Raw genomic sequence first — 12,945 nt, 5'->3', positions numbered from 1 at the left:
GCCAGGGGATCCGAGCCATGCGCCAATCGCTCCGCCGCGCCACCCTCGCCGCCGCCGTCGCTTCCGCGATGGCCTTTTCCGTGTCCCAGGCCATCGCCGGGGATCTCCCCGTGGCCGCCGACCAGCCCTACCCCGGCAACCTGACGCTGCACGTCGATCTCTCCGACGCGTCGAGGCACCTCTACCACGTACGCGAGACCATCCCGGTCAGCGCGGGCCATGCCATCCTCTACTACCCGAAGTGGATCCCCGGCGTGCACGGACCCTCCGGTCCGCTCTCCAACGTGGCGGGCTTCGTCATCACGGCGAACGGCAAGCGCATCCCCTGGCGCCGCGACCTGAAGGAGATGTACGCCTTCCACGTGGATGTTCCCGCCGGCGTGGACAAGCTCGAACTCGCCTTCGAGTACCTCGCTCCCGCCACGCCGAACTACATACCGCTCTCGTTCAACGAAGTGGCCTTCTATCCGGCCGGACACTACACCAGCCGGATCACGGTCGAGCCCAGCGTGAAACTTCCCCAGGGTTGGAAGTTCGCCTCGGCGCTGGAAACCTCGTCGCAATCCGGTGACGAGGTGAGTTTCAAGCCGGTGAGTTTCGAGAACCTCGTGGACTCGCCGCTGATGACGGGCAAGCACTTCACCCGCATCGACCTCGCGCCCGGCCAGGCCACCCAGGTCCACCTCAATATCACCGGCGATACGGCCGCCGGCGTCAAGGCCACCGAAGAACAGATCGCGAAGCAGCGTGCGCTCGTGGTGCAGGCGAACAAGCTCTTCGGCGCGCACCACTACGCGCACTACGACTTCCTGCTGGTGACCTCGGACCACACGAACCACTTCGGCCTCGAACACCACCAGTCCAGCGACGATCGCCTCTACGCGAACTTCCTCACCGATCCCGACGTGAACGTGGCGGCGGGGACCCTCCTGCCGCACGAGTACATTCATTCGTGGAACGGCAAGTTCCGCCGCCCCGCCGACCTGTGGACACCGACCTTCACCGAACCGATGCAGGACGACCTGCTCTGGGTCTACGAAGGGCTCACCGACTACTGGGCCGGTGTGCTCACCGCACGCTCGGGCATCTGGACCACCGACCAGTGGCGCGATTCGCTGGCCGCGATCGCCGCCGACATGTCGGCGCGCACGGGCCGCTCGTGGCGTTCGTTGCAGGACACGGCGGACGGTATTCCGCTGTCGTCGCGCGGTGGCAGCCAGGGCTGGGGCAACCTGCGCCGCGGCTCGGATTATTACCCGGAAGGCCAGATGCTCTGGCTCGACGTCGATACGAAGATCCGCGACCTGTCCGGTGGAAAACACACGCTGGACGAGTTCGCCCGCGCCTTCTACGGCATGGACAACGGCAGCTACGTTCCCAAGACCTATACCTTCGACGACGTGGTCTCCACCCTCAACGGTATCCAGCCTTACGACTGGGCGAGCTTCCTGCGCCAACGCCTGGACTACACGGGCGACACAATGCCCGAGCATGGCATCGAGGGAGGCGGCTGGAAGCTGGTGTACGACGACAAGCCCACGGCATTCGCGAAGACGGCGGAGAAGCTCCGCAAGACGGTCAACCTCGCCTATTCGTTGGGCATCCAGGTATCGGACAAGGGCGTGGTGACGGATTCGCAGTGGGATGGTGTCGCCGCGAAGGCGGGCATCGTTCCCGGTGTCACGCTGGTCGCGGTGAACGGCAAGGATTATTCGGCCCAGGTATTGAAGGACGCGGTGGCAGAGGCCAAGTCGGGCACCACGCCCATCCAGTTCCTGATCAAGGATATCGACGACTACCGCACTGTCGGCGTCGACTATCACGGCGGCCTGAAATATCCGCACCTGGTGCGCGGCGAAGGCAAGGACCTGATCGGGGCTATCGCCACGCCGAGGAAATAAGCCCCCCGGATACTTTCCGGACCTGGTGGGAGCCGACCTCGTCGGCGACAGGGTCGGCTCCCACCCGGACTAGTGGATGGCCGGTGCGGCGTGACATGCCGCGCCGGCCGTCACCTCAGTCGGTTTCGCGTGCCGTCTCGAACAGGAACCACACGCGACGCTCGGTCTCGTCGATCCAGTTCTCGATCAGGCTCGCCGTCGCGACGTCGGAGTACTCGTCGCACACCCCATGCGTCTCCCGCAGGGAGGCGGCCATGCGGAGGTTGTCGTCGCGCAGCTCCGCGAGCATGTCCTGCGGCGTGACGAAGTCGGCGTCATTGTCGGAAATGCGCTGCAGGCGCGCGATGTGCCCGATCGAACGGATCGTGGTTCCGCCGATCTTGCGCACGCGCTCCGCGATGTCGTCGGTGGTGGCGAAGATCTGCGATGCCTGCTCGTCGAGCAGCAGGTGGAGGTCGCGGAAACGCGGACCGGACATGTGCCAGTGGAAATTCTTCGTCTTCAGGTACAGCGCGAACGTGTCGGCGAGCAACGCATTCAGCGCGCCCGAGATGTCGCGCGTCGCGTCGGCACCCAGGCCGGTGCGCGTATTCAAGGCTGCCTTGCGCAGCTTCTTGGTCGCTTCGGGGTTTTTCATCGTGGCTGACTCCGCGTGATTGGACCCTCCAAGGATGCTCCGATTGCGTCCGTCGCGCTTGAATGAAACGCGCTCGCGATTCAGGCCAGAGGCAGGGTCACCACCACCCTCAGCCCCGGGCCGCCTTCACGGTCCAGGAGCTCGATAACCGCCCCGTGCAACTCGACGGCCCGTTTGACGATCGACAACCCCAGGCCGTAGCCCTCTCCCTGCGTGTCCACGCCGCGCTGGAACCGGGTGAACATGGCGGTGCGGCGCTCCACCGGAATGCCGGGGCCGTCGTCGGTCACCTCGATGACGGCACCTCGTTCGCCATGCCGAATCGACAATTCGACATGGCCGCCGTGTGGTACATGGCGAAAAGCGTTTTCCAGCAGGTTGCGGATCAGCGCGCCGAGGGCGACCCCATATCCGTTCACGAAAAGGTGGTCGGGCAACTCGATGCTCAATTCCACGCCACCGGTGCCGATCACCGGCGACATTTCCTCGACCACTTCCAGCGCGAGTTCCCTGAGATCCACGCGGCTTCGCGGCCCCGAAGCCGCGCCGGCCTCGAGCCGGGCCAGCGCCAGCAATTGCTCGGTGCGCCGTGCCAGGGAGACCAGGCATTCGCGAGCCGCTTCCAGCGCGGCCTGCGACTCGTCCGGTTGCGCCGAGGCCATCGCGTCCTCGAGGTTGATCATGGTCGAGGCCAGGGGCGTGCGCAGCTCATGGGCCACGTCCGCGCTGAACTGCCGTTCGCGTTCCAGCGCCCCTTCCAGCCGTCCGATCTGGTCGTTCAACGCCAGCAGCACGGGCCTCAGCTCGAGGGGCGCATCCGGCAGGTGGATCGGTTCGCGGCTTCCCGGCTCGCGCCGGGCCAGCGCCCCGGCCAGCGATTCGAGCGGCCCCAGGCCGCGGCGGATCGCCCAACCGACCAGGAGCGCCAGCAAGGGCAGGCCGAGAAAGGTCGGCAGGCCGTGTTCGAGCCACAGCGCACGGGTTATCTCGTGCCGGCTGTCATAGCGCTCACCGGCCCGGATGGTCACCCCTTCCTGCTCCATGATCAGGGTGAACATGCGCCATTTGTACTTGCCCTTGTGGATGTCCTCGAAGGCGCCGTCGGACGCGCGCGTGTTCGGTACCGCCGCCAGGTTTTCCGTGGCGAGCAGCAACGTGCCGTCCCGGTCGAACACCTGGAATCCCACTTCCGACTCGAAGGTGCGTCCCTGCACGGTCAGTTCCTGCGGGTGGTTGGACACGCTCGGGACGAGCATGCGGGCCGAACGTTGTTCGCGCAGCTGCTCGACGCCGATGCGGCCGACAAGGACTTCCAGCGTGCGCGCGGCCTGGGCGAGCCTGCCGTCGGACAGCTCGTCCACTTCTTCGAGCGTGTGCTTCGCGCTGAGGATGCCCAGCGGCAACAAGACCGCCGCCAGCACCAGGACGATCAACACCAGCAGGCGCGAGCGCAGGCTCGGCAGGGTCATTGCGGCTCCCGCGGCACCATGTAGCCGAAACCGCGCACCGTCTGGATCGCGCCATGGCTCAGCTTGCGCCGCAGCGAGTGCACCAGCACCTCCAGCGCGCTGGTGCTCATCACGTTGTCCGGGCCGTAGAGCGAATTCTCCAGCGATTCGCGGCGGACGATTCGTCCGGCCCGTTCCATCAAGGCTTGCAGCAGGGCGAACTCGCGCCGGGTGAGGTCCACGCGTTCGCCATGCCAGGTGACGTCGAACGTGCCCAGGTCGAGGCTCAGCGCGCCGGCCTCGAGCCGGTTCACCGCCTCGCCACGCACCCGGCGCGCCAGCGAGCGGATGCGCGCGGCCAGTTCGTCCAGGTGGAATGGCTTGATCAGGTAATCGTCGGCCCCCGCGTCGAGCACGCGGATGCGCGAATCCAGGGCGTCCCGCGCGGACATCACGATGACCGGCGTCTTCACCCGCAGGCGCCGCGCCTCGGTCAGCACGTCCATGCCATCCTTGCCGGGCAGGCCCAGGTCGAGCAGGACAAGGTCGGCGTCGTGGTCGCGCAAGGCCCGCAGCGCCTCGTTGCCCTCGCGGAACCAGCTGACCGAATAGGCTAGCCGCTCCAGGGCCCGGCGGATGGCCTCGCCAAGCTGGACGTCGTCTTCGACAAGGATGATGTGCAAGGCGAAGCCCCGGTATCCGATAGGTGCCGATTATCCTTTCGTCGAGCTTAGCGGGTCCTTAGGCATCGCCGCTGGAAAAGTCGACAAGACCCTTGGCGGGAGCCGAGACCCGTGGTGGGACCCACCCCCAGGGCAGACCTTCCGTGAGGAAGCGAAAAGACCACACAATGGGGAATTCCCCCGCCGGACGGTTCCATGCTCGCGATGCCCGCACGCCTCCTCCTCGCCCTGATCGCGGTGACCCCGATGACGATCCACGCGAAAGACACCTGGACCACGCCCGCCGAAGCCTCAGCGTTCCGCACCACGCCGTCCTACGCGGAGACCCAGGCCTTCCTGCGCCGCCTCGCCCGCGCCGCCCCGGACACCATCCGGCTGGAGACCTTCGGCACGACGCCCGAGGGCCGGCCGATGACGGTGGTGATCGCGGCGAAGGACGGCGACTTCACCCCGGAGCGGGCACGCGCGGCGGGCAAGCCCATCGTGCTGCTCCAGGCGGGCATCCATCCTGGCGAGATCGAAGGCAAGGATGCCGGGCTGATGCTGCTGCGCGACTTCGCCACGATGAACCGCCTGCCCCACCTGCTCGACCACGCGGTGCTGGTCTATATCCCCGTGTACAGCGTGGACGGCCACGAGAATTCCGGCCCGTACTTCCGCATCAACCAGAACGGCCCGGCCGAGATGGGCTTCCGCGGCCAGTCGCAATACCTCAACCTCAACCGCGACTACGTCAAGGCCGACGCCCCCGAAACGCGCGCCTGGCTTGCCTTGTGGAATACCTGGCGGCCCGACCTGCTGATCGATATCCACACCACCGACGGTGCCGACTACCAGTACGACCTCACCTGGTACGCCGAGGACCCGCACAAGCTCCCGCCATCGATCGCCGCGTGGCAGAAAGCCGCCTACGAAGAAGGCGCCATCCCCGCCTACGAACGGCTCGGCCACCTCGCCGCGCCGTACCTCGAATTCCGCGACGGCCGCGACATCACCAAGGGCATCGGGAATTTCGGCTCCGGTCCGCGCTTCTCCACCGGCTATGCCGCGATCCGCAATCGCGCCGGGTTGTTGATCGAGACGCACATGTTGAAGTCCTACGAGGTGCGTGTCCGCGCCGTTTACGATGTCGTGCGCAGCGTGCTCGATCAGGTAAACAAGGATCCCGCCACCTTGCTCAAGGCCTCGAGAGAGGCCGACACCTGGGCGGCATCGCTTTCGGCGAAACCCGGCGCGACGCTGCCGGTGACCTTCAAGGAAGATCCGGCCCCGAAGCCGTTCACGCTGAAGGGCTATGCCTTCACGCAGACCCCGAGCGATATCTCCGGCGATCTCTGGGTGCGATACGACCCGTCGACGAAGAAGAACTACGCCATCCAGAGCTGGAACGACCTCCTGCCCGACGTGGCCGCGCCGCTGCCCGCCGCGTGGGCGATTCCCGCCCAGTGGACCGACGTGATCGAACGCCTGGACGCCCACGGCATTCCCTACACCCGCACCGCCACGGCCGTCCGCGTGAGCGTCGACGCCGACCGGCTCTCCCAGCCGAAGTGGGCGGACAAGCCCTTCGAAGGCCATCACATGCTCCGCGATGCCACCATCGCGGCCGTGAGGGAAGACATCGAACTACCCGCCGGCACCGTCATCGTCCGCTCCGACAACGCCGACGCGGTGCTCGCGCTCAACCTGCTCGACGCCCGCGCACCCGATTCCATGCTGCGCTGGGGTTACCTCAATGCGATCTTCGAACCGAAGGAATACGGCGAGCCACGTGTCGTGGAAGCGCTGGCGCGAAAGATGATCGAGGAAGACCCGTCACTGAAGACGGCCTTCGAAGCCAGGCTCAAGAGCGACCCGGCCTTCGCGGCGAGCCCGCGCGCGCGCCTCGCCTTCTTCTTCGAGCGCAGCCCCTGGTACACAGCGCAGAAGGTTGGGGCGTATCCCGTGCTGCGCCTCGATGAGGCCACGTTGAAGACGCTGGATGCCGCACCCGCGAAGGCCGGAACTTAGCACCTCCGCGAGCGGCCGCTTCGGTCAGGCCACCACCTCGAAGGGCCGCATCATCTCGTTGGCCTCGTGCTCGGCGAGATGGCAATGCCACGCGTAACGGCCGGCGTATCCGTCGAAGGTGGCGACGATGCGGGTGACCATGCCCGGATAGACCTGCACCACGTCCTTCCAACCGCGCTCGTGCAGGGGTGGCTCCTGCGCCGGGCCCACGTAGCGTAGGGTCTTCTTCGCCACGTATTCGTCCACGTCGAAGGGCCGGCGGTCGAGGATCTGGAAGCGCACCATGTGCAGGTGGATCGGATGGGTGTCCTCGGTGAGGTTCACCAGGTTCCACGACTCCGTCGCACCCAGCTTCACCGATTCCGTCACCGGGTCGTGCCACCGCTTGCCGTTGAGCAACATCAGCATCGGGGTGGCCACGCAATCGCTGTATTCGTCCAGCGTGAGTTCGCGGGATTTCGACGCGGATGCTCCGGTCACGCGTGGCAAATCGCGGAGTACGTCGGGAACACGGCTGTCGTCACGCACCTGCCCTTGTCCCACGGCGAAGCGCATCAGCGGCAGGGCATCGTTCATCAGCTCCACCGCGCCACCGCGCAGCGCGGAGAAATCCACGACCACATCCAGGCGCTCCCCGGGCGCCATGAAGACCGATGTCATGGTCGCCGGCGCGGCGAGCAAGCCCTGGTCGGAACCGATGACCTGGAATGGACGTCCATCGCGGAAGCGCAGGTGATAGAAGCGCCCGTTCGCCGCATTCAGCACGCGCAGGCGATAACGGCGCGGCTGCACATCCGCGCGGGGCAGGATGGCGCCGTTGACCAGCGTGAGGTTGCCGAATACCTCAGGCACCCACGGGGCCTTCGCATCGCCGGAATCGGGGTAGTAGAGACGGCCGTCGGTGCGCAGCAGGCGATCCGCGATCACCAGCGGCAACTCCTGTTCACCCGATGGCAATCCCAGCGAGAGCTCGTGCTCGTCGCGTAACAGGTACAAGCCCATCAATCCGGCATACATGTTGAGCCGATTGATGCCCATCGCATGGTCGTGATACCAGAGCGTGGCCGCGTCCTGCGCGTTGGGGTAATGGTGCCGGCGCGACTTCCCGGGCACGTACCAGTCTTCCGGGTAACCGTCGTCCTTGCGCGGCACCTTGGCGCCGTGGAGATGCACGATGGCGCGTACTTCGGGCTTGTCCGCCTCCGCGCCGCAGATCGCGTGATCCACGGGCAGGAAGTGACGCGCCGGCAGCGCGTTCTCCCAGACCACGTCGAAAGCCTGCCCGCTGCGTGCTTCGATGGTGGGCCCGGGATAGTGCCCTCCATAGGTCCACAACGTCGTCGGCGGCAGGTCGCGATGCAGCGTCTGCGTGGTCTCGGCCATGCGCATCCGCAGCGGCTTGCCGCGGGTCGGACGCAACATGGGAGGGATCGGCAATTCGTCGACGAAGGGTGCGAGCCGGGAGGGATCGACCAGGCCCGGCATGCGGGTGGCATCGCCCATGGCATGCATGCACAGGCTGTTGCCCACCTGCCCCGCCGCGGCCTGCATCGCGTGCATGTCGTGCGCGAACAGCCGCGACGGGATCCACCCCGCCGCGGCCATCCATCCCGCCGTCGTCAGGAAACGACGGCGATCAACCATGCCCACCGTTCCCGAACGGCCAGAACGGCCAGCCACCCGGATGCTTCGGCTGACCGGTCGATTCGTCGAGGATCAGCTTGCGTTCGAACAGGCGCGGCAGGAAGAAGTCGAACATGCCGTCGAGACGGCCGGCCTGCGCGTCGGTCGAGCCGCCGCCGATGCGCTGGCTATCGAGCCAGTTGTCCTCGATGAAGCGGGTGATCGAGCTCTGGTCGGTCACCGAATGGTCGACCATGTTCTCGCGTGCCCACGGGGAGACCACGACCAGCGGCAGGCGCGGGCCGAAGCCGCAACGGCCCTGCGCCGGCGTCGTGCCGTCGAGACCGGGCAAGGTGCCACGGCCGTTGCATACGCCCGCGCCGTCCAGCGCGTCGGCACTTCCCGTCGAGGCAATCATGCGCGGCGGTTGCTGGTGGTCATACCAGCCGTCCGAATCGTCGTATGCGATGACGACGGCCGTATCGCGCCACTCGCCGCTTTGCTGAAGGGCGTTCAACACGTGGACGAGGAAGGCCTGTTCGTCGATTGGATCGGAATAACCCGCGTGACCGTCCTGGTAGGCCGGCGCCTTGAGGAAGCTCACCGCCGGCAGGTTGCCCGCATCGAGGGCGTCGTAGAAGTCCTCGATGTCGTACTGGTGGTTGGCCTGGTCGGTCTTGCCGATGGCCGCGATGGAGGAAGGACGCACGTGCGTCGGGTTGGCCGTCGAGGGGTAGTACTGGAACGGCGCATGGTGCGGGCTGTAGTCGTTGGAACTGGCGTTGGTCACCTTCGACAAGGTGCGGCGCGTGCACCCCGTGCTGCCGTCGGGATTGGTGCGTGTGAGGTCGAAACCGCCCTGGAACCAACCCCAGGTGATGTTGCGGTCGTTGAGCAGGTCGCCGATGTTGCGGCCACCCATGGTCGCCTGGTTGGCCGTGGGTGAAGAGCAGACGTCGCCGATCGGATCGGGGTCGCCGATCATCGTGAGGCCGCCATGGCCGTCATCGGTCTCGGCGCCCGTGCCGTTGAGCGTGGCGACGACACCGGCGGTCTGGCCGGCGATCAGGTTGAGCGCTCCCGGCGTGGACGGACCGAAACCCGTGCCATAGCTGTTGTCGCTCATGGCGAAGTTCTGCGCATAGTTCCACAGCGCGGTGACGGTGTTGCCATCGTAGTAGCCCATCACCTGGCCCTTGCCTTCCTGCGTGGGATCGCCACCGGGCAAGGCCTCGCCACGGCCGGTGTACAGCGGGAACAGGTCCATCTTGCCGCCGTCGAAGGCGCGTTGTTCGGAGGTGTAGCCGTGATCCTGGTCGGCGGTGGCGGCTTGCGCGCGGGCGAGGCGGAACGGGTTGATCGCGGCGTCGCCGTTGCCGGTGTTTCCGGCATTTGGGTTGGCGGTAAGCAGGGCATGCGTGAGGCCGTTCACCGGCGGCGTGAACGGCCGCGCGTAGAAGGCCGGTTCGCCGCTGGGATTGGCCGCGAAGGGATAGGTACCGAAGTAATGATCGAAGGAGACGTTCTCCTGGAAGATCACCACCAGGTGCTTGATCGGCGTGGCGGTACGCGGATCCTTGTTGCCGTGACCGCCATGACCGAAGCCAAGGGCGCTGGACGCGGCCCCGGCGGGCGCGTTGACGGCCTGCTGCGCCGCGACGATCGACGCGGCGGAAAGGGTGAGCACGCAGGCGATGCCCGCGGCCAGTAACTTGCGCATGACAGATGCTCCTCGGAGGTGGATCGACCGATTGCCGTGGGCCGCATCCCCTGCCATGCGGTCGCCGCAGCGTAGGAAGCCGGTATGACAATCCGGGGACATTCGCCGCGAGTTATTGCGAAATGCGAGGAACCATGACTTTCGTCACAGTCGGCCCTGCATGGGGGCCGCAGCGGATATGCTGGGGAGCAACGGTGCCGGGGGCACCGTCATCGACACCATGAAAGAGGGAAATCCATGACCAAGCAGTATCTGAAGCCGCTCGCGCTGGCGCTGGCCGTCGCGCTCGCCGGCACGGCGTGCAGCAAGCACAACGATGCCGACACGGCGGTGCCCGGTGGCAACCAGCCCGCCACGCCCAGCAGCGCGGCCCCTGCCACCTCCGGCACGGCCGCGGCGGCCAAGCCTGCCGGTCCGACGTTCAATATCGCCGACCTGGACACCGGCATCGATGCGTGCGGCGACTTCAACGGCTTCGTCAACGCCAAGTGGGTCGCGGCCAATCCGATTCCCGAAGACCGCACCCGCTGGGGCGCCTTCGACCAGCTGGCCGAGAACAGCCTCAACACGCAGCACGACATCGTCGACGCCATGGACAAGGGCGCGGCGAGCGCCAAGCCCGGGTCGATCGAACAAAAAATCGGCCTGCTCTACCGCTCGGGCATGAACGAAGACGCCATCGAGAAGGCCGGCGTCGAACCGCTGAAGCCCGAACTGGCCAAGATCGACGCCCTGAAGACCTCGCAGGACATCGTCGATTTCCTCGACACCAGCTTCAACGACGGCAATGGCTACGTGTTCGGCTTCGGCTCGGGTGCCGACTTCCAGAACGCGAAGATGCAGATCGGCTACGCCCAGCAGGACGGCCTCGGCCTCCCCACGAAGGATTACTACACCGATCCGAAGCAGGCCGAAAACCGCAAGGCCTACGTCGCGTACATCGCCAAGACCCTGACCCTCGCCGGCGTGCCGGAAGACCAGGCGAAGAAGCAGGCCGACGAGGTCATGAAGTTCGAGACCCAGCTCGCCGCCGCGTCGCTCGCGCCGGTGGAGCTGCGCGCTCCGGAAAACCAGTACCACTTCGTCACCGTCGCCGAAGCCAACAAGGCCACGCCGCATTTCGACTGGCAGAAGTTCTTCGCCGCCCAGGGTGTCAATGTCGACAAGGGCTTCTCGCTGTCGCAGCCGAAGTTCTTCAAGGAGTTCGACAAGATGCTGGCCACCACGCCGGTATCGACCTGGCAGGCCTACCTGCGCTTCCACGCCATCGACAGCGCGTCGCCGTACCTGTCCAAGGCGTTCCAGGACAACAAGTTCGATTTCTACAACAAGACCCTTTCCGGACAGCCGCAGCAGAAGCCGCGCTGGAAGCGCGTGCTGGCCACGGTCAACTCGTCGATGGGCGAGGCGCTGGGCCAGCTGTACGTGGCCAAGGTGTTCCAGCCGGAAGCCAAGCAGCGCGCCAACGAATTGGTCGACAACGTGCGCAACGCCCTCAAGGCGCGTATCGAAAAGCTCGACTGGATGAGCGACGAGACCAAGCAGAAGGCGATCCAGAAGTGGAACACCTTCCTGCCCAAGATCGGCTACCCGGACAAGTGGCGCGACTGGTCGGGCCTCGACGTGAACGGTGAGAACTACTACGGCAACATGCTGGCCGCGAGCAAGTTCAACTATCACTACGACATCGCCAAGATCGGCCAGCCGACCGATCGCCTCGAGTGGGGCATGACCCCGCAGACGGTCAACGCTTATTACAACCCGACCGACAACACGATCAACTTCCCGGCCGCCATCCTGCAGCCGCCGTTCTTCGACGCCCATGGCGACGACGCGATCAACTACGGCGGTATCGGCGCGGTGATCGGCCACGAGGCCAGCCACGGCTTCGACGACGAGGGCAGCCAGTTCGACGGCGACGGCAACAACAAGAACTGGTGGACCAAGGAAGATCGTGCGAAGTTCGACGAGCGGACCGCCAAACTGGTGGCCCAGTTCAACGAGTACGCGCCGATCAAGGACCACCCGGACCTGCACGTCAACGGCAAGCTCACCCTGGGCGAGAACATCGCCGACCTGGGTGGCCTGAACGTGGCCTACGACGCGCTCCAGGAAGCCCTGAAAAAGAATCCGCAGGAAGCCCAGGAGAAGATCGACGGCTACACGCAGGACCAGCGCTTCTTCCTCAACTGGGCGCGCGTGTGGCGCAGCAACGTCCGCGAGAAGCAGGCGATGCTCTACCTCAACGTCGATCCGCACGCACCCGCTTCGCTGCGCGCCATCGGCGCACCGTCGAACATGGAAGCCTTCGCCTCGGCGTTCCAGTGCAAGCCCGACGCGAAGATGGTCCGTGCCGCCGACAAGCAGGTGAAGATCTGGTAACGGCGACACCCCATCGCTGATGGTGCCCAAGGCGCCGCACGCAAGTGCGGCGCTTTTTTGTTTGGAGCCGAATCGCTCGGCCGGGAGCCGACTGCAACCTTTTTGCTGGAAGCCTTCTTTTGTGGGGGCCGACTTTGGAGACCGACTTTTGTGGGAGCCGACTTTTGTGGGAGCCGACTTGTCGGCGATCCCGCGGCAGCGGGCCAGGTCGAGGCAAGCACCCATCGCCGACAAGTCGGCTCCCACAAGTTAGGGCAAGCACCCATCGCCGACAGGGTCGGCTCCCACCCGGTTGGGGCAAGCACCCATCGTCGACGGGGTCGGTGCTACCAGAGGTCGGCCTCCTCATATAGAAAGCCCCCCTGCCGCCAGAGCATCCACCGGGCCCCGTCTTCATGTAATTGCAAATCGTTCTCATTAAATTTACGATATGCGTCCAGACGGGTCCCGTACCCGCGTGCGTCTCGTTCCAGGGAACGACCAGAACCCAGCCCAGCGCGTCCTGAAAAAGGCCGTGCGACGTTGGCGCGTGCGCGGACGA

The 12,945-nt window shown here is 65.9% G+C and carries 8 protein-coding genes; 3 read left to right on the top strand and 5 right to left on the bottom strand.

All coding sequences use genetic code 11. From position 1 onward, the window contains the following. Positions 1-17 precede the first annotated feature (17 nt). Positions 18-1,901 (top strand): M61 family metallopeptidase, encoded by a 1,884-nt coding sequence (locus ACR9Y6_RS01025; protein WP_481279592.1) that lies wholly within the window; start codon positions 18-20, stop codon positions 1,899-1,901. Positions 1,902-2,016: 115 nt separating this feature from the next. Here the strand turns inward: ACR9Y6_RS01025 and ACR9Y6_RS01020 are convergent, their stop codons facing one another. From ACR9Y6_RS01020 to ACR9Y6_RS01010, 3 genes are all read right to left on the bottom strand, one after another. Continuing rightward, on the bottom strand, positions 2,017-2,538 hold the full coding sequence (locus ACR9Y6_RS01020) for a Dps family protein (RefSeq protein WP_306850020.1): 522 nt from the start codon (positions 2,536-2,538) through the stop codon (positions 2,017-2,019). 80 nt (positions 2,539-2,618) lie between these two features. After that, a complete protein-coding gene (locus tag ACR9Y6_RS01015; RefSeq protein ID WP_481279591.1) occupies positions 2,619-4,007 on the bottom strand; it encodes a sensor histidine kinase in 1,389 nt (462 codons plus the stop codon). After that, positions 4,004-4,669, bottom strand: a complete 666-nt coding sequence (locus tag ACR9Y6_RS01010) for a response regulator (RefSeq protein ID WP_371024794.1) — start codon at positions 4,667-4,669, stop codon at positions 4,004-4,006. Before ACR9Y6_RS01010 ends, ACR9Y6_RS01015 begins: the two co-directional genes overlap by 4 nt. Positions 4,670-4,864: 195 nt before the next feature. On the opposite strand from ACR9Y6_RS01010, the gene ACR9Y6_RS01005 reads away from it, so the two are divergent. After that, entirely contained in the window at positions 4,865-6,679 is a 1,815-nt protein-coding gene (locus ACR9Y6_RS01005; protein WP_481279590.1) for a M14 family metallopeptidase, read from the top strand. A 24-nt stretch (positions 6,680-6,703) separates the two neighbouring features. On the opposite strand, the gene ACR9Y6_RS01000 is transcribed toward ACR9Y6_RS01005, so the two are convergent. Further along, the gene (locus tag ACR9Y6_RS01000) at positions 6,704-8,323 is read right to left on the bottom strand and encodes a multicopper oxidase family protein (RefSeq protein WP_481279589.1); all 1,620 of its coding nucleotides are present in this window, start codon (positions 8,321-8,323) and stop codon (positions 6,704-6,706) included. Further along, a complete protein-coding gene (locus tag ACR9Y6_RS00995; RefSeq protein ID WP_481279588.1) occupies positions 8,316-10,022 on the bottom strand; it encodes a phospholipase C in 1,707 nt (568 codons plus the stop codon). The genes ACR9Y6_RS01000 and ACR9Y6_RS00995 overlap by 8 nt, the downstream gene beginning before the upstream one ends. 237 nt (positions 10,023-10,259) lie before the next feature. Here ACR9Y6_RS00995 and ACR9Y6_RS00990 point away from each other — a divergent pair, with 237 nt between their 5' ends. Beyond that, positions 10,260-12,404: a M13 family metallopeptidase gene (locus tag ACR9Y6_RS00990; RefSeq protein WP_481279587.1), complete on the top strand. Its 2,145-nt coding sequence runs from the start codon at positions 10,260-10,262 to the stop codon at positions 12,402-12,404. The last annotated feature ends 541 nt before the right edge of the window (positions 12,405-12,945 follow it).

Source organism: Luteibacter sp. TLI7-4A, assembly GCF_056754745.1.
Note: the sequence above shows the minus strand (reverse complement) of the source record. Positions and strands in the feature narration are given on the sequence as shown.

Excerpts from the sequence above, each read along its gene's own strand:
- ACR9Y6_RS01025 (WP_481279592.1), top strand. The coding sequence starts at position 18 with ATGCGCCAATCGCTCCGCCGCGCCACCCTCGCCGCCGCCGTCGCTTCC.
- ACR9Y6_RS01020 (WP_306850020.1), bottom strand. The coding sequence starts at position 2,538 with ATGAAAAACCCCGAAGCGACCAAGAAGCTGCGCAAGGCAGCCTTGAAT.
- ACR9Y6_RS01015 (WP_481279591.1), bottom strand. The coding sequence starts at position 4,007 with ATGACCCTGCCGAGCCTGCGCTCGCGCCTGCTGGTGTTGATCGTCCTG.
- ACR9Y6_RS01005 (WP_481279590.1), top strand. The coding sequence starts at position 4,865 with ATGCTCGCGATGCCCGCACGCCTCCTCCTCGCCCTGATCGCGGTGACC.
- ACR9Y6_RS01000 (WP_481279589.1), bottom strand. The coding sequence starts at position 8,323 with ATGGTTGATCGCCGTCGTTTCCTGACGACGGCGGGATGGATGGCCGCG.
- ACR9Y6_RS00995 (WP_481279588.1), bottom strand. The coding sequence starts at position 10,022 with ATGCGCAAGTTACTGGCCGCGGGCATCGCCTGCGTGCTCACCCTTTCC.
- ACR9Y6_RS00990 (WP_481279587.1), top strand. The coding sequence starts at position 10,260 with ATGACCAAGCAGTATCTGAAGCCGCTCGCGCTGGCGCTGGCCGTCGCG.